The sequence below is a fragment of the Streptomyces sp. NPDC001492 genome, assembly GCF_053597275.1.
Genome location: NZ_JBSFHW010000010.1, coordinates 146325 through 163358, shown reverse-complemented (window position 1 = coordinate 163358; position 17034 = coordinate 146325). Strand labels below are relative to the sequence as shown.

Below are 17034 nucleotides of genomic sequence, written 5' to 3'. Positions count from 1 at the left end.
GTCACCTCTCCTTCTGCAGTACGGACAGCGCGGCGATGAGTTCGGCCTGGGGTTCGGGGTGGATCTCGAGGGCGTCGAGGGGGGCGAGGCGGCGCTCGCGTTCGGTGTGCATGACCCGGTCGAGGTGCTCGGTGAGCAGCCGCCCGCCCCGGTCGCGAAGCCGCAGCGCCCCGTGCGCGCCGATCCGCTCGGCGAGCCCCTCACCGGCCGGACGCGCCCGGCGGCCGCCGAGCAGCGCGGTGGTGACCAGTGCGGCGACGGCCTCGGGGTCCGGCGCGACATTGCGGTCGAGGTCGCGGACCTCTTCCTCGGCGTACTCCTCGAGCTCGCGCCGCCATCGCCGTACGGCCATCCCGATGCGGTCCTCGGCGCTCTCCGAGGACGGCTCCTGTTCCGTCAGCTCCGGGGCACTCGCCGCGGGTTCGCGCCGCCAGGCCTCCCGGATGCGCTCGTCGGCGGCGGTGACGGCGCACAGCAGGAGCGTGGCCAGGCTCTCCACGAGCGCGTCCAGGAGCTCTCCGGCGGAGCAGTCCAGGGGGAACGCGCGCCACCGCTTGAGGGCGTCTCCGGCGAGTACGGCGCCTGCCTGCAGCCGCGCCCGCACGCGCGCGTGCTCGCTGTCGTACGCGCCTTCGACGGCGTTGGTGAGCCGCAGGGCCGCCGCGTACTGGGCGGCGGAGGCACTGGCCAGTTCGGGCAGCCGGGTCCTGAGGGAGTCGAGCATCCCGTTCACGGTGCGTGCCATGGCCTGCTGCCGGGCGGCCGGGTCCTGCGCCAGGTGTACGAGCCAGGTCCGCAGCGAGGCCACGGCGGTGGCCGGCAGCAGGCCGCTTCCCCAGGCGGACTCGGGCAGTTCGGGCACGGTGAAGCGCGGTACGTCGCCGAGTCCGGCCTTGGTGAGCAGGGCGCCGTACTGGCGGGACACCTCGGAGACGACCTGGTGCGGCACGCGGTCGAGCACCGTCACGAGGGTGGCGTCGTACTCCTTCGCCGTACGCAGCAGATGCCAGGGCACGGCGTCGGCGTAGCGGGCGGCCGTGGTGACCATCACCCAGATGTCGGCCGCGCAGACGAGTTCGGCGGCCAGGACGCGGTTGTCGGCGATCAGGGAGTCGATGTCGGGGGCGTCGAGGAGGGCGAGCCCGCGCGGCATCGTGTCGGCGGTCTCTACGCGCAGCACGCGCGCGGGGTCCTCTCCGGGGAGCAACAGGTCTTCCCCGGCGTCCTGATGGGGCACCCACACGCGGGTGAGGTCGGGCAGCACCCTCATCCCGCTGAACCAGTGATGGTCATCCGGGTGGCACACCAGTACCGGGGTCCGCGTGGTCGGCCGCAGCACGCCCGCCTCGCTGACCCGCCGCCCCACGAGGGAGTTGACGAGAGTCGACTTGCCGGCTCCTGTCGATCCGCCCACGACGGCCAGCAAGGGCGCTTCGGGCTCCCGCAGGCGGGGCACCAAGTAGTCGTCGAGCTGTGCGAGCAGTTCGTCGCGGTTGGCACGCGCGCGTGGAGCCCCGGCCAGGGGCAGCGGGAAGCGTGCGGCGGCGACACTGTCGCGCAGGGCGGAGAGTGCGTCGAGCAGCTGAGGCCGTACGTCCAAGGTCACCACATGCGGAGAATGCCCGATTTTAGGGGAATTCTGAAGCATATGAGCATGTCTGCGCGCCGATAGGACACAAGGGACGGAAGGGGCGACTGGGACGCAAGCACACTCCAGGCATAACGAGTGCACAACACCCGGTGCGCGAGGGCCCAAAAGCGATGCACGATTCGTACCTGCCTGCGATTATCAGGACCGCTTCACTGAACCTCCACATCGAGCCACGGAGGCGAAGCAACAGGGACAAGGACGCGGGAGCCCTATCCTTGTCCCCGGCAACGTCACGGAACGGCCCACACCCGGGCACCCACGACAGAGGCCACACACCGGCCCCCGTAGCTCAGTGGATAGAGCAGGCGCCTTCTAAGCGCTTGGCCGCAGGTTCGAGTCCTGCCGGGGGCGCCCCGTCTCCGCCCTCCCTCTCGGGAGGGCGTTTTTGCTGTTCAGAGCAGCTTCCTCGGGCACGACAAAGCCCCGGGCACTCCCCCCAAGTTCAAGGGAAGGCTCCGGGGCTGTCCGGCTGTCACCGGGTTCTTGCCGGTCGCCGTGTCGAATGCGTGTCGAAGTTTTTGGCCGAAGATCAACCAGCGTCGGGCAAAGTGGCGGGTTGAGGGGACCGTTCGGCCTAGATCGTCGGGTAGTCGAGCACGTTGCCGTTGGGGCAGTTGTTGGCGTGGACGGGAACGAAGTTGGTCAGAATCGGCAGCACCGACACCTCTGCCCCTTCCAGCCCGCAGACGGATCCCGGCGCGAAGGTCCAGTGGGGGGTCGACTTGTTGTCCGCATGAGCGGGAACCGCCATGGCGACAGCGGCCACGGCCAGCGTGGCGGTCATGATGATCTTTCGCATGTTCGCTCCAACGACCATCCCAATCACCAGACACGGCTCACCATGGGCGTGTCCCCCACGTGCCGGAACCGGCCGACACCAACGGGGAACAGCGGGGACCTCCAGGCCGAGTTTTACCTGGGTGCGCGACCAATCGGTGGGCCAGGCGTCCGGTCTCCGCTGGTCAGCGCGGGCTTCCCAGCGCCATGACCGCTTTTCCGGGGACACGGCGCCCGCGGAGGGCCTCGGCGGCCTCGTCGAAGCGGTCCCAGGAGCCCTGCCAGCCGATCTCGACCCTGAGGAACCCCTCAGCGGCCAGCTCGGCGAGAACGGCCAGGTCCGCGCCGGCATCGCCCTCGATGACGAAGGAGTTCAGCGACTTGGCCGGGCCGACGGTCGCATACGGCGGAAAGACCGCCGGCTCCCCGGAGGTCCAGCCGACGCTCTGCATGCTGCCCCCGGGAGCGAGCAGGTTCCATGCCGCGACCAGTTGAGAGCCGCCGACGCTGTCGATGACCACGTCGACCGGTCGATCGAGCCCCTCCAGCCCGATCAGCACCTCGTCGGCGCCGGCCTCGGTCAGTCCCTCTCCGCGGGCTGCCGAGCCCACCGACGCGATCACATGGGCGCCCGCCCGCGCCGCCAACTGGACCGCGAACCGGCCGACCCCGCCGGAGGCCCCGGTGACCAGCACCCTTTTGTCCGGTCCGAGCCCCGCCGCCCGCAGCGAGCGCAGCGCCGCCACTCCGGCCACCGGCAGAGCCGCCGCCCGCGCCGGCTCCAGGCCCTTCGGCACTTCGGCGAGTGCGCCCACGTCGATGGCAACGCGCTCGGCGAACGCCCCCGCGGTCAGCGCCACCACCTGGGTGCCCACCGCCGGGCCCGTTCCGTCGGCCGCGGCCTGGACAACCACTCCGGCGGCGTCCGAACCGAGCACCGCGCCCACGGGAACGCGCCCGGAGCGGGCGTCGTTGAGGTCGCCGTAGTTCAACGAGGCGTGGGAGACGTCCACCAGGACCTGGCCCGGTCCGGGCACGGGGTCGGGCACCTCGGCGAGGCGGACGGCCGCGGATGCGGACGGATCGACGACGAGAGCACGAACAGGCATGTCTTCCCCCTTGGTTCACGACTTGTAACAGCAGTCATCATCGATAACCTTGCCGGTCATCGGAAGGAGGCACTTTCATGTCACGCAGTCACACCCGTGTTACCGAAGCGCTGAGGGACGAAGCCTGCCCGGTCACCGAGGTGCTCGACCGCGTGGCGGGCAAGTGGAGCATCGGGATCCTGATCGCCGCCGCCCACGGCCCGGTTCGCTTCACCGAACTCGAACGGGCCATCAAGGGCATCAGCCGGCGGATGCTCACCCTCAACCTGCGCCGGCTGGAGCGGGACGGACTACTCGTGCGCACCGTGTATCCGACCGTGCCGCCCAAAGTCGAGTACAGCCTCACTCCCATGGCCCAGGAGCTCCACGCCTCGTTGACCGGGCTGGTGGGCTGGGCCGAGCGGCACCGGTCCGCCATCGCCGAGGCCCGCGCCGCCTATGACACAGCTGCCGAGCAGAGGCCCGACACCGACTGAACGGCCGCACGGCGACGAACAGCTCAGACGAACTGCCCATGCGGCGAACTGCTCATGCGGCGAGTGGCTCGATCACGGAGCCGAGTCCTTCCTGCCGCTCGCCGCCGCGTACGCCTGGGACGGTGTCATCGGCACGCCGTTGATCTGCACCGTCTTGTAGGGGCTGACCTTCGCGCAGGTCTTGGCCTTGTCGGCGGTCTGGGCGTGGGCGTCGGCGACCGCGGCGTGCGTGTCGGCGGGGGCGGCCGACGAGCCGCCCGAGGAGCCGTACGCCGTGCCGCTCGGCCAGTCGCTGCCGATGACGAGGACCACGCCGCTGCCGCTGCCCTGGGTGAGGTGCGAGGCGGGCAGTCCGAGGGCGGAGGCCGCCGTCCCGGCCTCGGCCTTCTGCCCGGGGCCGTAGGTGATCGTCGTCCTCGCCGACTGCGCGGGGGCGTTGCCCGTGGTGGTGTTCGAGCTGAAGCCCTTGGCGAGGAGGGCCTGAGCGACGGCGGAGGCGCGTCCGACGGTGGTGGTGCCGTTCTCGACCTGTACGGCGACCTCGGAGGCCGGCACGGTGGCCGCCGCCGACGCGGACGGGGACGCCGAGGACGTCTTCTTCCTGCCGCTGTCCGAGGTCAGGGACTGGTCGTTCGCGATGGTCGCGAACAGTGACTTGGCGGTGGCCGCGGGGACGACCCGGTTGGCGTTGGTCGGGTCGGCCGCGGTCTGCATCGTGGTGAACGTCATCCGCTTGGACGGGACCTTGTTCAGATCGGTCGCCAGGTCCACCAGCCTGGTCACGCTGCCCAGGCCGGTGTCCACGGTCAGCGCCTTGGTGGCGGCGTCCGCCAGCGAGTACACCTTGGCCGGGTCCGTCAGGGTCCCCGCGCTCTTGAACTTGCGGATCATGGCGCTGAGGAAGAGGTGCTGGGAGACGGTACGGCCCAGGTCGCTGCCGTCGCCGAAGCCGTGCCGGGAGCGGACGAACTCGAGCGCCGCATCGCCCTGGAGGGTGTGGGTGCCCTTGGCCAGCTTCAGATGGGAGTAGGTGTCGTAGACGTTGTCGCTGACGCACACCGACACACCGCCGACCGCGTCGGACATCTTCACCACGCCGGCGAAGTCGAGCATCACGAAGTGGTCGATGGTGATGCCGGTGAGCTGGTGAATGGTTTTGACCTGGCAGGCCGCGCCGTACTGCAGCGCGCTGTTGATCTGCCCGTAGTAGCCGGACGTCGCCTGGCCGCTGTCCGGGTCCTTGCACGCGGGGACATTGGTCATGGTGTCGCGCGGGACGCTCATCACGGTGGCGTTGGAGCGGTCGGCGGAGACATGCACCACCATCTCCACGTCCGCGTTGTGCCCGACGGTCGCACTCGCCTTGCCGCAGCCGCCGCCCAGTTTGCAGTCGGCCGCGTTGTTGCGGCCGTCGGAGCCGATCACCAGGATGTTGATCGGGGTCCGCCCGAAGGCGTCGGCCTTCTCTTTCCCGCCGGCGCCGTCGTCGATCGCGACGCTCTTGATGTTGCCGTTCAGGTGCTCGTACAGCCAGGCACCGGCTCCGGCGGTGACCAGGATCAGCGCCGCCACCGTGAACAGGGCTATGCGGGCGATCCGTTTGCGCCGGGCGACGGGTTTGGCACGGCGGCCCGCGCCGCGTCCCCGGGAGCGTTGTGCCTGCCGGGCGGCTGCCCGGCCGCCCTGCGGCGGGCGGGACATGCCGTCATCGGACCCGCGCTGACGGGGAACGCTTGCTGAACGATCTCGGGTGGCCGCATGGCCACGGTTTCCGCCCCAGGGGTCGCTCAACTCCCACTCCCTACGCTGTGGCCGACGCCAACCGACGGCGCCACGGCGCATCCCTCGGGTTGGTTGATTGCGCAATATAGCAAGCGTTATCCCGTTCGCAGGTGGGCTGCGTCACACCTCCCACCTGCACCGGGCCGGTACGCCCTACCGGCACGCCCCTGCGGCTCAGCGAACCGTGCTGTCCTCGGAGACCGGACGGGCCGATGCCGCATCGCCCGGGGAGGACGGGATGACGCGGGCGGTCGTCGCGTCGGACGGGGACGCGGACTCGGACTGAGCGGCGGCTGCCGGGGCGGCGCCGTCCTCCTTCATCGCCTTCGCCTCGCTCTTGAGGATGCGCATGGACTTGCCGAGCCCGCGGGCGGCCTCGGGCAGCTTCTTGGAACCGAACAGCACGATGATGACGATCGCCAGGACCAGCAGGTGCCAGGGTTCCAGTCCGTTGCGGAGCATCCCGCCCACCCCTTCTCACTTCTCTCATGGTTGCTACGTTGCGCAACTGTACAACCAAGGTGCCCTTCTGACAGCCATCAGTCCGACGGTGTACAGCGCGAGAACGGCGGCCAGCAGCAGGTAGTAGAGGAGCGGCAGCGGGGTCAGCCCGAGCAGCGAGCCGAGCGGGGAGACCGGCAGCAGCAGCCCTACGGCGGCCAGCGCACCCGCCGCCCAGCCGATCGGCCCGGGCCCCCGCCCCGCCGCGAGGCGCCCTGCGCGCAGCAGCACCATCACCAGGGCCTGGGTGAGCAGGTTCTCGGTGAACCAGCCGGAGTGGAACACGGCCTGGTCGTCCAGCCCCTCGGGCCCGTGCAGGGCGAGCTCCAGCACGCCGAAGGTGGCCAGGTCGGCGACCGCGTTGAGGACGCCGAAGCCGATGATGAAGCGCAGCAGGTCGCGCGGGCGCAGCAGCGTCGGACGGCGCAGCACGGAGGGATGCGGACGGTCGTGCGCGAAGGCCAGCTGGGCGGCGTCGAAGCACAGGTTCTGCGCCAGCACCTGGGCCGGCAGCATCGGCAGGAAGGGCATCAGGAGGCCCGCCGCGAGCATGGCGATGACGTTGCCGAGGTTGGAGGAGAGGGTGATGCGCAGATAGGTGGCGATGTTGCCGCCCGAGTACCGTCCGGCCGCGATGCTGTGGTCGATCGCGGTGAGGTCCTTGTCGGCCAGTACCACGTCGGCGCTCTCCCGGACCACGGCCACCGCGTCGCGCGGTGCGATGCCGACGTCGGCCGCGCGCAGGGCGGGCAGGTCGTTGACCCCGTCGCCGAGGTAGCCGACGGTGTGTCCGCCGGCTCGCAGGGCGGCGGCGAAGCGGGCCTTGTGCTCGGGAGTGCAGCGGGCGAGGACGACGGTGCGGGCGGCGGCCGCGACGAGCTCGGCATCGGTGAGCGAGTCGATGCCGTCGGCGGTCAGCACTCCGTCCTGCGGTACGGCGATGCCCAGGTCGCGGCAGGCGCGGACAGCGGTGCCCGGGTGGTCGCCGGTGAGGATCCGTACGGTGACGCCCCGGTCGGCGAGGACCTTCAGCGCTTCGCCGGCGGTAGGGGCGAGCGCGTCCTTGAAGGTGACGAAGCCCCGGAAGTCCAGGCCGCGTTCGTCGGCGGCCGTGTACGCGCGGGTGCGGGCGGGGCGGTCGGCGGTGGCGACGGCCAGCACCCGCAGCCCGTCGTCCGCGTGCCGTGCCGCGCGCGCGAGCAGTTCCCCGCGCTCGTCGTCCTCCCCTACGCAACGCTCCAGGACGGCCTCGGCGGCCCCCTTGACGACCAGGGTGTGCGTGCCCAGCCGCCCCGGCGTGCGGACGACGGCGGTCGCAAGGCGCCGCAGCGGATCGAACGGAAGGGCGGCCACCCCGTCGTACACCATGACGTCGTCCTCGTCGGCCGCGTCCAGGACGGCGTCGTCGAGGGCGTCCGGGGCGGGCAGGTCGGCGAGCTGGAGGGTCCACCAGGCGTTCAGCGCGGCCCAGCGCAGCACCTCGGGGTCCTCCCGGCCGTCCGGGCCGAGGGCCTGGTGGAGGACCGGCCGGTCCTGGGTGAGCGTGCCGGTCTTGTCGAGGCACAGCACGTCGACGGCGCCGAGGTCGTGCAGCGCGGGCAGCCGTTTGACGATCACCCCGTGGCTGCGGGCCAGCAGCGAGGCGCCACGGGCCAGGCACATGGTGACGATGACCGGCAGCATCTCCGGCGTCAGCCCGACCGCCACCGCCACCGCGAACGGCAGCGTCTCCAGACCGCGGTCGCGCAGCGCGGCATTGGCCATCAGGACCAGCGGCGGGGTCAGCAGCATGAACCGGATGAGGATCCAGGAGATGCCGTGCACGGACCGGTCGAAGGCGCTCGCCTCGGGCCGGGCGTCGCCGCGGCCGTGCGCCGCGGCGAACCGGGTCCGCGCACCGGTCGCCACGACGACCGCGGTGGCGCTGCCGGACGCGACGCTGCTGCCCTGGAAGCAGAGCTCGGGCCGGTCGAACAGACCACCGCCCGCCCCGTCGGCGGCGTCCTTCGCCACGGGGGCCGACTCGCCCGTGAGCACGGCCTGATGCATGGTCAGGCCCTGCGCGCGCAGCAGTCGTACGTCGGCGGGGACCAGGTCGCCGGGACCGAGCCGGATCACGTCGCCCGGCACCAGCTCGTCCACCGGGATCTCGCGGGCGTCCGGCGGCAGATCCTCCCCGGCGCGGCGCAGGACGGTGGCGGTGGTGGCGACCAGACCGCGCAGTGCGGCCATGGACCGGCCGGCCCGGTGCTCCCCGGACGCCCGCAGCACACAGCTCACGGCCACCAGCAGGAGGATCACGCAGGCAGTGCCCCAGGAGGCCACGGCCGCCGACACCAACCCGAGGCACAGCAGCACGGCGGTGAACGGATCGCGCAGACTGCGCAGCAACGCCCGCGGCCAGGAGGCCTCCCGGTGCGTCGGCAGCGTGTTGGGCCCGAAGCGGGCCTGCCGCTCCTCGGCCTGCGCCTCCGTCAGACCGCGCGGCCCGCTGCCCAGGCGCCGCAGGGTCTGCAGCAGCGTCGCGGGGCCCGGCCCCGGCCCCGCGTCGGCGACCGGTCCCGGTCCTCCCGCGGAGTCGAGCGCCCCGGGGTCCGGTTCCGGGGCCGCGGTGGTGTCAGCCACCGGCCCCGCGCAGCGCGTGCACGGAAGCGGACGCCCCGTCGGCACGCGCGGCCAGCTGTCCCACCATCACTCGGACCACGGTCACCACGTCGGGATCGTCGACGAAGTAGATCTGCCGCCGCCCCTCCCGCCGGGACCGCACGAGTCCCGCCAGCTTCAGCTTCGCCAGGTGCTGGCTGACCGCGGGCAGGGCCCCGCCCACCCGGTCGGCGAGGTGGGTGACATCGCTCTCGCCCTGCGCCAGCGCCCACACGAGGTGCAGCCGGGCCGAGGAGGCCAGCAGTCCGAAGGCGGCGGCCGCCTCGGCCAGTACCTCGGCGGAAGGATCCTCGAAGCCCCCGGTGTCTGCCGCCACAGTCCTCTCCCGTCCCGCCCTGGTCGTCACGCTCGGTCCAGTCTAGGTGTCCGGCTGTGCCCGGCCCTCCGTCTCACCGCCGGTCGCCGCACAGTCGTCCGGCTCGGACCGGCCGCGGGCCGCCATCAGGAACCAGGCGACGTCGCCGACCGCCGTCCCGGCGGCCACGGCCCCGGCGACCAGCCCCGCCGTGATCAGCCCCTGGCCGACGTAGGGCCGCCCGGCGAAGGCGTCCACGCCGAAGCCGAGGAACAGGAACAAGGCCGCGGCAGCGGCCGGCACCCCGGTGACGAGCATCGCCCGCACGCACACGAACCGCATGTTTCTCCCCCGATGGATGGACGCCCGCGGCATGGAGTGGCGAGTGTAATGGTTCACGGCTTGCGCAATCTTTAAAGGCTTATTTGATCTACGCGTGCTCGACTGGCTCGCGGATCCGCTCATGCGCGACCATTGCTGATCACGCCCTGCCACCCGACCCCGCCGACGAAAGGGACCCGCCGTGCGGCTGCGCTGCGCTGTGCTCGACGACTTCCAGCAGGTGGCGACGGAGCTCGCCGACTGGTCACCCGTGGCCGACCGGGTGGAGGTCGTCAGCTTCGCCGAACACTTCGACACCGAGGACGCACTCGCCTCCGCCCTGACCGACTTCGACATCGTCGTCACCCTGCGCGAGCGCGTTCCCTTCCCGGCCTCGCTGCTCGCCCGCCTGCCCCGGCTGAAGCTGCTCGTCGCCTCCGGCATGCGCAACAGCGTCATCGACCACGCCGCCGCCGAGGCGCACGGCGTCACCGTCTGCGGCACGGCGAGCACCTCGACCCCGCCCGTCGAACTGACCTGGGCCCTGCTCCTCGGCCTCGCCCGCTCCGTCGTCGAGGAGAGCAGCTCCCTGCGCTCCGGCGGTCCCTGGCAGCAGACCGTGGGCGCCGACCTGCACGGCCGCCGCCTCGGACTGCTCGGCCTCGGCAGGGTCGGCAGCCGGGTCGCCCGCGTCGGCACCGCCTTCGGCATGCACGTCAGCGCCTGGAGCCAGAACCTCACCAAGGAGTACGCCGACGAGGTGGGCGTCGAACTCGCCGCCTCCAAGGAGGAGTTGCTGTCGAGCAGCGACTACGTCTCCGTCCACCTGGCCCTGAGCGAGCGCACCCGCGGCCTGCTCGGCCCCGCCGAACTCGCCCTCCTCAAGCCCACCGCCTACCTGATCAACACCTCCCGCGCCGCGATCGTCGACCAGGACGCCCTGCTCGCCGCCCTGCACGAGGGCCGGATCGCGGGTGCGGGCATCGACGTCTTCGACATCGAGCCCCTCCCCGCCGACCACCCGATGCGCACGGCTCCCCGCCTGCTCGCCACCCCCCACCTCGGCTATGTGTCGCGGGCGAACTACGAGACGTACTACCGGGAGGCGGTGGAGGACATCCGGGCGTTCCTGGACGGCGCCCCGGTACGCCGGCTGGGCTGAGCCGGCTCCCGGGAGCGGTCAGGCGTACCGGTAGATCCGGCTCACGTCCTCCATCTCGTCCGGTGTCACCCCCCAGGGCGGCATCGGCTCGTGCCGTGCGACGATGCGCCCGCGCTGTCCGCTGCGGGGGCCGGGCGGCTGGGCCGGCAGATAGCGCGGGGAGCCGTTCCTGTGCAGTCGCTGCCAGCGCGTCCACTGCAGGTCGACGAAGGCGTGGTGCAGCCAGAACACGGGGTCGTTGACGGAGGCGCCGCCGAGCATGGCACCGCCGACCCAGCGGTGGACGCGGTTGTGATTGCGCCAGGCGACGCCGTCCTGTCCGGTCCCCCAGCCCTCCAGCTTGTTGCGGAACCCCTCGTCGCAGGTGGAGTCCCAGGGCGAGGTGTCGTAGACCGGGTCGGCGAGCGCCTCCTGGAGTTCCTCCTCGGTCGGCAGCTCGATGGGGTCGTCGGCCCGGCCCAAATCCCGGGTGAGGAAGTCGACGTCGATGATGCCCTCCCGGATGCGCCAGTAGCCCTGCGCACGGGCGAACGGCCCGGTGACGACCTGGTGGTCGGAGCTGCGCCCGTTGCCGCCGAGGAGGTCGTCGCTCCAGGGCACGGACGTCGTCGAACGGTCCCGCGTCCAGTCCCAGTACGGCACCGTCACCGACGGGTCGACCCGTTGCAGCGCCCGCTCCAGGTCCAGCAGGAAGCGCCGGTGCCAGGGCAGGAAGGAGGGCCCCATGTGGGCCGGACGCAGACCGGTCTCGCCGTCGGCCTGGTAGTACGCGATGTGCACCCGCACGAACTCGTCGTACTCCCCCCTCCATTTGATCTGGAGGAGTGCGTTGACGAGCCGCCGCCGCTCGTCGCGCGTCAGTGCGCTCACGTCCTTACGCACGTACACCATGGCGCTCCCCCATGTGCAGATGCCGTCCGTCGAGCAGGCCAGGCGCCAGGTCGCGCAGCCGCTGCCCGGGGCCGAGCTCGTCCACGGCCGCCCGGGTGGCCTCCAGCAAGGTCCGGTACGAGCAGTAGTGGTTGACCATGCTCAGCCAGCTGCCGTCGGAGCGGCGCATCAGATGCAGCGGGCGGCCGTCCACGGTCACCTGCCACGCACGGCCGTCGGCGCCGCATCCCGGGGCGGGCAGCAGGGCGCCCCGGATGCGGCGGCCCCGGTAGATCTCGTCGAAGGCCGACTCGGCTGCCTGCCCGGACCCTTGGGCGGACCGCGGGGCACGCGAGGCCGCGAGGACGGGGGCGAGCGCGAGCGCGGCGAGGCAGGCGAGCACCCGGCGCCTCGTCGCCCGCCACCCCGGCGGCTCGGCGCCGCTCGGTACTCCACCGGCAGTGACGACCATGGCTCGCTCCCTCGTAGGGTCAACACCAGTACGTTCATACGATGCTGTGCTCACCCGGAACGTCGGCGGAGCCGGTACGTCAGCTCGTCCAGAAATCCCACAAACGGGTCAGGCTCGGCATGCCGACGACGCACTCAGCTCGAGGTGAGGGCCGGCAGGAGCACATGCGCGGCGGCCCTCAGCGTCTGCTCGGCGCCGGCGAAGGCGGCCAGCGCCGCGGGCTCGATCGGCCGGCCCGGTCTGCCCTCGGGCCAGGGGCGGGTGGTGAAGACGAGGTAGGCGTAGCCGCGTTCGGCGACCGCCGCGAGCCACTGAGGCGGAGCGGCGCACCGGGCGCCCAGCTGCGGCATGGTGACGAAGGCCTGCCCGGCCTCGAGGAACAGGCTGACGGCGAGCCGGTCCTCGGTGGTGCCGTCGACGAGGCCCCCGCCGACCCGCAGCCCGTTGCCGGCCAGCAGCCCCTCGACCGCGGCCGACGTCACCCTCGGGCCGCCCTCGGCGTCCCCGAGGGAGTAGGCCAGCAGATACGGCAGGTCGCCTCCGTCGGCGGCGGCGCCGCTCCAGGGCAGCAGGACGAGGGTGCCGAGGTCGGTCATGCGGAAGGGGCGCGTCTCGGTGGGGGTTGAGGTCATCGCGCGACCTTATCGACGGGCTGCCGAACGGCCCGCCGCCCTCTCACCCGAATGGCCGACGGCCCGGGCGAGGTTCACCCGACCGTTGCCGCCGCGGTGAGGACCTTGCCCAGGGCGGTCACCATGCTGCTGACAGCCGGGGGGACCTTGTCGGCGTCGCCGGAGGTGGCGGCCACGATCAGGGCGTCCACCGCCTTCTTCAGAGCGGTGAGCGCGTCTCCCTTGGCCTCCTTGGTCCTCAGCGGGGTGGCCTTGGCGATGGCGTCCTTCACGGCGTCGCCGAGCTTCTGCGCGTCGACGACGGACAACTGGCCGCCGTCGGCCTTCAGTACGGCGTTGAGCAGTCTGGCGACCGGAGTCAGCACACCGCCGATATCGCCGAGCTTCTTGATCTGCGGGATCAGTTCGTCCGCCCCGGGGACGGGCCCGAGGAGGGCGGCGCGGGCGCTTTCCCGTGCGGAGCCGGCCGCGACGGCGGCCGGGGCGGCGATGCCGACCAGGAGGGCGGCGCAGAGAGCGACGGACGCGATACGCCGTCCGGGCAGTGCACGCATGGAGGCTCCTTTCGAGAAACACTCAGCGGTAGACGCGAAGGTGGTCCACGGCGAAGGTCAGGGGGCCGGGACCGGAGGGAGCCGGGTGGTACTGCCCGGCGCTCAGCGAGAGATTGAGGATCAGGTACGCCGACCAGCCGGCACCCACTCCGGTGCCGTCGCGGAAGACGCGTTCGCCGTTGACGTACCAGTCGACGGAGTGCTTGCCGTAACGGCTGCCGATGGTCACCCACTCGTCCGGGGCGATCGCCGAGGCATCCGTGTGGCAGGCGCCGGCGTGGTTGACGTGGTTGGACAGCTCCAGCAGGTTCGGGTTGTCGGGGTGGTACTCGAAGGTGTCGATCTCGTTCCCGCCGTCCTTCCAGGTCCACAGCGCGGGCCAGGCACCGGTCCCGGAGGGCAGCCTGACCCGGGTCTCGGCGTAGTCGCCGGTCCGCACCTGGAAGCCCTCGGCGGAGTACTCGGTGGTGAGCAGCCCGGTGTGCCAGGCCTGGAGGCCGTTCTCGAGGGTGTGCCCGGCCGGGGTGGCGGTGAAGGTGGCCACTCCTTCGGAGACGGTCACACAGCCGGGGCTGAGCCAGTCGAGCTTGTTGTCGTCCGGATTGTGGTTGCCGTAGCGGTAGGCGCTGGTTCTGTCGCCGACCCATGTGGTCCCCCAGGCGAGGGGGGCGTCGAACTCCTCCGACCAGATGAGCGACCTGCCGGTGGCGATGGCAGGGGACGCGGTCGGCGTGGGCTGGGCGCTGTCGGCGGTCATGGCGGTGAGGGTAGGGCCGCGAAGCGGCCACCCCGGCCGAAGCACCGGCTGCCCCGCTGGAATTCCTCTTTCACACTACCCATCCGGTCGAAACCGCACCCACCATACGATCAATTGATTCACCGACCATGTGAATCCCTTTGACGACACCGTAAGCAAAGCATTGTTCACCCCTCCGACTTTCATGCGTATGGAGTAACGCATCGCTTTTACGCAGGGCATGGACTGCTATGTTCTCCAGCCGTCGGATCAGAGGTAACTTTCAACCGAGGTGAATCATGAAGAAGGCAATTTTCACCACTGCGGCGTTGGCCATCGGCGCGGGCCTCGTGGGTGGGTCCGCCGTCGCGGCGTCGGCCGCCACCCCACCGGCCGCACCGGCCGCGTCGGGCGGCCTGCTCGGTCTCATGTCCCCGACCAAGGTGACTCCGGCGGTGGTGCCCGCGGCCGACGTCGTGTCGCGGCTTGCCCGCAACGGCAAACTCGCCAACGGCAGCGCCTTCGACAAGCAGAAGACCCCGGGTGTCTCGGGCGTCTACCTCGACGGCATGGACCCGAACGCTTCCAAGAAGCCCACGATTCCGGTGAAGAACCCGGCCGGAAACGGCGTCGTTCAGGTCCACCCGCTGCAGGCCCCGACCTCGGCCGGGCTGGGAACTCTGCTGAGCAAGTGACCAGACGGAAGCCGTAGGAGCCGGCCGTACCGGCGAAAGCCCTCATACGAAGCATTTGTCCGGCCCACCGGCCCCCTCCCTTCCGGTGGGCCGGACCCATGTCAACGCGCGTCCCCCATTGGGATTGTCGTTCATTTACGCCATACGGATTCCGGATCCATTCCGGTCCGACCCCCAGGAACCTGCGACATTGCGCCATCCGACGGAATAAACCTTGTTTAGGCGCCCGTCCCGTGACTTATACGCGCATATCAAGGTTTCCTGGTATGCAAGCGTGCGCAACCGTGAATTGAGGAAGGAACTAAGTTGCCCAGGAAGTTCGCGGTCATCACTGCCCTCACCCTCGGCGCTATGGTCAGCAGCGTCGGTTTCGCCTCGGCCAACGACACCAACACCACCGTCAAGGGCGGCAGCGGCTTCGCGGAGTCGCCGGTCGTCGTGAACGCCCCTCAGCAGGGCGTTCTGGTTGTCAACGGGACGCTCGTTGACGGTCGTTGCATCGCCCCGTGGTCCAACGGATCCGTGCTCGGTGGCGTCGTCGCGCCGAATTCCCACTACGCCGCGTGCAACACGGCGGCCATCGACCAGTCGCAGAACGCCCCGTACTCGGGCGGCATTCTCTTCTGACCCTGCCCCGAGTAACTCGGAGCAGGTGCAACACCCAAAACAGCCCGGAAAGGCGCAACTCATGCGTAACAAGGTTTCGGCCATTTCCGCCCTCGCCGCGGGCCTCGTCCTCGCGGCGGCGGGTACCGCCGCGGCCGAGGACTGCACCGACGTCAAGGGCGGCAGCGGCTTCTCGTCGTCCCCGGTCGTCGTCAACGCTCCCCAGCAGGGAGTTGCCGTCGTCAACGGCTCGGTCGCCGACCTCCGTTGCGTCGCGCCGTGGTCCAACGGTTCCGTGCTCGGCGGCGTCGCGGCCCCGAACTCGCACTACGCCGCATGCAACACGGCGAAGATCGACCAGTCGCAGAACGCCCCGTACACGGGTGGGCTGCTCTTCTGACCTGCTCCGAGCAATTCGGAGCACGGAAATCCCAACCGCCCCACCGAAAGGCGCATCCCATGCGTAACAAGGTTACGGTCATTACCGCCCTCGCCGCGGGCCTCGTGCTCGCGGCCGGTGGCGCCGCCGCGGCCAACGACTCGAACACCACCGTCACCGGCGGAAGCGGCTTCTCGGAGTCCCCGATCGTCGTGAACCAGCCCCAGCAGGGCATCGCCGTCGTCAACGGTTCGCTGATCGACGGGCGCTGCATCGCTCCGTGGTCCAACGGTGCCGTCCTCGGTGGCATCGTGGCCCCGAACTCGCACTACGCCGCGTGCAACACGGCGGCCGTCGACCAGTCGCAGAACGCCCCGTACACGGGCGGCATCATCTTCTGAGCCGCACTTCACTCGATGGCGGTCCGCCGGAACTCCGGTGGGCCGCCATCGGCTTTTCCGTGCCCTTCTCTCCCCGTGCGTCTTTTTCAGCTTGTTTTCCGGGAGCCGCACATGCCCGCGGGGCCTGTCTGCTTCTGCAGCAGACAGGCCCCGCGATCAGGAGGTGGCCGACCAGGAGCGCGCCAACAAGGAGGGAAAGGCACTCCAGCGGGTCATTCCAATGAGCACAACGGCGCCCTGTCGCCCGAGGTCACCCCGAATCCATCGTTCGGCCCAGCGCGCGAAGTGCGGACGCATATGCCGAAGGGCCGACTCCGAGGAATGCGGAGCCGACCCGAATCGTGGATCCCGTTGGGCGGCGAGGTTGTCGCCGTGCCTTCCGGGGCCGGCTACTTGCCGACCGGAAGCCCGCCCAGCAGCTTGCCGTCGGCGCCGGCCGGCAGCGCGGGGTTCGGCAGGGTGCCGCCGACGACGGGGCCCTTCATGCCCGCCTGCTTCATGCTGCCCTTCACGCTTTCCTTCACGCTCTGCGCCACCTGACCGACGTTGTCGCCCACGAAGCCCGTCGACACCTTGGCTGCCGTGGGGACGCCACTGGCGACCGTCTTCCCGCTGTCCACGAGGCCCGCGGCCGGCATGTCCGCCGCGCCGGCCGGCACGGCGACAGCGGCGATGGCAAGGGAACCGGCTACGACGGCGGCAGCCTTCAGAGTCTTCATCGTGTGCCTTTCTTTCGTAAGTCGTCTTCGAGCGGCCTAACGAGAGTGCGGCTTCCGGGAAACCCTGTTGCCGGTGCCGTAACTCCAAATGGGTGATCCGGGGCGACAAATAGCTCATGGAAACGCCACCATTCCGACACAGATGACCGGTTCGCAGATAAATACGGGTGAGCGGCTAGAGTGGCTCACCTCGTGATTTCAGCGATGCCGGTTGAACAACGAACCTCACGCT

General features: G+C 70.7%; 20 protein-coding genes and 1 tRNA gene. 7 read left to right on the top strand and 14 right to left on the bottom strand.

Annotated elements, in window-relative coordinates; genetic code table 11:
- Nucleotide 1: 1 nt before the first annotated feature.
- Nucleotides 2-1609 (bottom strand): dynamin family protein, encoded by a 1608-nt coding sequence (locus ACWC1K_RS15720; RefSeq protein ID WP_450831700.1) that lies wholly within the window; start codon nt 1607-1609, stop codon nt 2-4.
- Nucleotides 1610-1929: 320 nt separating this feature from the next.
- On the opposite strand from ACWC1K_RS15720, the gene ACWC1K_RS15715 reads away from it, so the two are divergent.
- Nucleotides 1930-2002, top strand: a tRNA-Arg gene (locus ACWC1K_RS15715).
- Between the two features lie 223 nt (nt 2003-2225).
- Here ACWC1K_RS15715 and ACWC1K_RS15710 read toward each other — a convergent pair.
- Together ACWC1K_RS15710 and ACWC1K_RS15705 are read right to left on the bottom strand one after the other, a co-directional pair.
- Nucleotides 2226-2450: a hypothetical protein gene (locus tag ACWC1K_RS15710; RefSeq protein WP_450831699.1), complete on the bottom strand. Its 225-nt coding sequence runs from the start codon at nt 2448-2450 to the stop codon at nt 2226-2228.
- A gap of 163 nt (nt 2451-2613) precedes the next feature.
- The gene (locus ACWC1K_RS15705) at nt 2614-3537 is read right to left on the bottom strand and encodes a zinc-binding dehydrogenase (RefSeq protein WP_450831697.1); all 924 of its coding nucleotides are present in this window, start codon (nt 3535-3537) and stop codon (nt 2614-2616) included.
- A 77-nt stretch (nt 3538-3614) separates the two neighbouring features.
- Here ACWC1K_RS15705 and ACWC1K_RS15700 point away from each other — a divergent pair, with 77 nt between their 5' ends.
- Complete coding sequence (locus ACWC1K_RS15700; RefSeq protein WP_450831696.1) at nt 3615-4013, top strand: winged helix-turn-helix transcriptional regulator; 399 nt, start codon at nt 3615-3617, stop codon at nt 4011-4013.
- A 72-nt stretch (nt 4014-4085) separates the two neighbouring features.
- On the opposite strand, the gene ACWC1K_RS15695 is transcribed toward ACWC1K_RS15700, so the two are convergent.
- The 5 genes from ACWC1K_RS15695 to ACWC1K_RS15675 all read right to left on the bottom strand — a co-directional run bounded on the left by ACWC1K_RS15695 (nt 4086) and on the right by ACWC1K_RS15675 (nt 9597).
- Complete coding sequence (locus ACWC1K_RS15695) at nt 4086-5714, bottom strand: LCP family protein (RefSeq protein ID WP_450831694.1); 1629 nt, start codon at nt 5712-5714, stop codon at nt 4086-4088.
- Nucleotides 5715-5969: 255 nt separating this feature from the next.
- Nucleotides 5970-6257 (bottom strand): Sec-independent protein translocase subunit TatA, encoded by a 288-nt coding sequence (tatA, locus tag ACWC1K_RS15690; protein ID WP_450831693.1) that lies wholly within the window; start codon nt 6255-6257, stop codon nt 5970-5972.
- Between the two features lie 33 nt (nt 6258-6290).
- Nucleotides 6291-8921, bottom strand: coding sequence for a magnesium-translocating P-type ATPase (mgtA, locus tag ACWC1K_RS15685; RefSeq protein ID WP_450831691.1), 2631 nt, complete (start codon nt 8919-8921; stop codon nt 6291-6293).
- Complete coding sequence (locus tag ACWC1K_RS15680) at nt 8914-9276, bottom strand: ArsR/SmtB family transcription factor (protein WP_450831689.1); 363 nt, start codon at nt 9274-9276, stop codon at nt 8914-8916. The genes mgtA and ACWC1K_RS15680 overlap by 8 nt, the downstream gene beginning before the upstream one ends.
- 42 nt (nt 9277-9318) lie before the next feature.
- On the bottom strand, nt 9319-9597 hold the full coding sequence (locus ACWC1K_RS15675; RefSeq protein WP_450831687.1) for a hypothetical protein: 279 nt from the start codon (nt 9595-9597) through the stop codon (nt 9319-9321).
- A gap of 181 nt (nt 9598-9778) precedes the next feature.
- Here ACWC1K_RS15675 and ACWC1K_RS15670 point away from each other — a divergent pair, with 181 nt between their 5' ends.
- Nucleotides 9779-10738: a D-2-hydroxyacid dehydrogenase family protein gene (locus ACWC1K_RS15670; protein WP_450831685.1), complete on the top strand. Its 960-nt coding sequence runs from the start codon at nt 9779-9781 to the stop codon at nt 10736-10738.
- Between the two features lie 18 nt (nt 10739-10756).
- Here the strand turns inward: ACWC1K_RS15670 and ACWC1K_RS15665 are convergent, their stop codons facing one another.
- The 5 genes from ACWC1K_RS15665 to ACWC1K_RS15645 form a co-directional block, all read right to left on the bottom strand.
- Nucleotides 10757-11629: a tyrosinase family protein gene (locus tag ACWC1K_RS15665; protein ID WP_450831683.1), complete on the bottom strand. Its 873-nt coding sequence runs from the start codon at nt 11627-11629 to the stop codon at nt 10757-10759.
- Complete coding sequence (locus ACWC1K_RS15660) at nt 11613-12080, bottom strand: tyrosinase family oxidase copper chaperone (RefSeq protein ID WP_450831681.1); 468 nt, start codon at nt 12078-12080, stop codon at nt 11613-11615. The genes ACWC1K_RS15665 and ACWC1K_RS15660 overlap by 17 nt, the downstream gene beginning before the upstream one ends.
- A 134-nt stretch (nt 12081-12214) precedes the next feature.
- Nucleotides 12215-12712: a DUF5949 family protein gene (locus ACWC1K_RS15655; RefSeq protein ID WP_450831679.1), complete on the bottom strand. Its 498-nt coding sequence runs from the start codon at nt 12710-12712 to the stop codon at nt 12215-12217.
- 74 nt (nt 12713-12786) lie between these two features.
- The gene (locus ACWC1K_RS15650; RefSeq protein WP_450831677.1) at nt 12787-13266 is read right to left on the bottom strand and encodes a hypothetical protein; all 480 of its coding nucleotides are present in this window, start codon (nt 13264-13266) and stop codon (nt 12787-12789) included.
- A gap of 22 nt (nt 13267-13288) precedes the next feature.
- Nucleotides 13289-14023 carry a glycoside hydrolase family 16 protein gene (locus tag ACWC1K_RS15645; RefSeq protein WP_450831675.1) on the bottom strand — a complete coding sequence of 245 codons (735 nt, stop codon included), beginning with the start codon at nt 14021-14023 and terminating at the stop codon, nt 13289-13291.
- A 278-nt stretch (nt 14024-14301) separates the two neighbouring features.
- Between ACWC1K_RS15645 and ACWC1K_RS15640 the strand changes: the two genes are divergently transcribed.
- The 4 genes from ACWC1K_RS15640 (at nt 14302) to ACWC1K_RS15625 (ending at nt 16083) form a co-directional block, all read left to right on the top strand.
- The gene (locus tag ACWC1K_RS15640; protein WP_450831673.1) at nt 14302-14697 is read left to right on the top strand and encodes a hypothetical protein; all 396 of its coding nucleotides are present in this window, start codon (nt 14302-14304) and stop codon (nt 14695-14697) included.
- Between the two features lie 306 nt (nt 14698-15003).
- Nucleotides 15004-15324, top strand: a complete 321-nt coding sequence (locus ACWC1K_RS15635) for a hypothetical protein (RefSeq protein WP_450831671.1) — start codon at nt 15004-15006, stop codon at nt 15322-15324.
- 61 nt (nt 15325-15385) lie between these two features.
- Nucleotides 15386-15703, top strand: a complete 318-nt coding sequence (locus ACWC1K_RS15630; protein WP_450831669.1) for a hypothetical protein — start codon at nt 15386-15388, stop codon at nt 15701-15703.
- A 59-nt stretch (nt 15704-15762) separates the two neighbouring features.
- Entirely contained in the window at nt 15763-16083 is a 321-nt protein-coding gene (locus tag ACWC1K_RS15625; RefSeq protein WP_450831667.1) for a hypothetical protein, read from the top strand.
- Between the two features lie 389 nt (nt 16084-16472).
- Here the strand turns inward: ACWC1K_RS15625 and ACWC1K_RS15620 are convergent, their stop codons facing one another.
- Nucleotides 16473-16802, bottom strand: coding sequence for a hypothetical protein (locus ACWC1K_RS15620; protein ID WP_450831666.1), 330 nt, complete (start codon nt 16800-16802; stop codon nt 16473-16475).
- Between the last annotated feature and the right edge of the window lie 232 nt (nt 16803-17034).

What these genes read in the sequence shown, in the direction of transcription:
- ACWC1K_RS15620 (WP_450831666.1), bottom strand. Translation starts at nt 16,802, where the DNA reads ATGAAGACTCTGAAGGCTGCCGCCGTCGTAGCCGGTTCCCTTGCCATC.
- ACWC1K_RS15705 (WP_450831697.1), bottom strand. Translation starts at nt 3,537, where the DNA reads ATGCCTGTTCGTGCTCTCGTCGTCGATCCGTCCGCATCCGCGGCCGTC.
- ACWC1K_RS15675 (WP_450831687.1), bottom strand. Translation starts at nt 9,597, where the DNA reads ATGCGGTTCGTGTGCGTGCGGGCGATGCTCGTCACCGGGGTGCCGGCC.
- ACWC1K_RS15665 (WP_450831683.1), bottom strand. Translation starts at nt 11,629, where the DNA reads ATGGTGTACGTGCGTAAGGACGTGAGCGCACTGACGCGCGACGAGCGG.
- ACWC1K_RS15655 (WP_450831679.1), bottom strand. Translation starts at nt 12,712, where the DNA reads ATGACCTCAACCCCCACCGAGACGCGCCCCTTCCGCATGACCGACCTC.
- ACWC1K_RS15700 (WP_450831696.1), top strand. Translation starts at nt 3,615, where the DNA reads ATGTCACGCAGTCACACCCGTGTTACCGAAGCGCTGAGGGACGAAGCC.
- ACWC1K_RS15710 (WP_450831699.1), bottom strand. Translation starts at nt 2,450, where the DNA reads ATGCGAAAGATCATCATGACCGCCACGCTGGCCGTGGCCGCTGTCGCC.
- ACWC1K_RS15640 (WP_450831673.1), top strand. Translation starts at nt 14,302, where the DNA reads ATGAAGAAGGCAATTTTCACCACTGCGGCGTTGGCCATCGGCGCGGGC.
- ACWC1K_RS15630 (WP_450831669.1), top strand. Translation starts at nt 15,386, where the DNA reads ATGCGTAACAAGGTTTCGGCCATTTCCGCCCTCGCCGCGGGCCTCGTC.
- ACWC1K_RS15645 (WP_450831675.1), bottom strand. Translation starts at nt 14,023, where the DNA reads ATGACCGCCGACAGCGCCCAGCCCACGCCGACCGCGTCCCCTGCCATC.
- tatA (WP_450831693.1), bottom strand. Translation starts at nt 6,257, where the DNA reads ATGCTCCGCAACGGACTGGAACCCTGGCACCTGCTGGTCCTGGCGATC.
- ACWC1K_RS15695 (WP_450831694.1), bottom strand. Translation starts at nt 5,714, where the DNA reads ATGTCCCGCCCGCCGCAGGGCGGCCGGGCAGCCGCCCGGCAGGCACAA.
- ACWC1K_RS15660 (WP_450831681.1), bottom strand. Translation starts at nt 12,080, where the DNA reads ATGGTCGTCACTGCCGGTGGAGTACCGAGCGGCGCCGAGCCGCCGGGG.
- ACWC1K_RS15650 (WP_450831677.1), bottom strand. Translation starts at nt 13,266, where the DNA reads ATGCGTGCACTGCCCGGACGGCGTATCGCGTCCGTCGCTCTCTGCGCC.
- ACWC1K_RS15625 (WP_450831667.1), top strand. Translation starts at nt 15,763, where the DNA reads ATGCGTAACAAGGTTACGGTCATTACCGCCCTCGCCGCGGGCCTCGTG.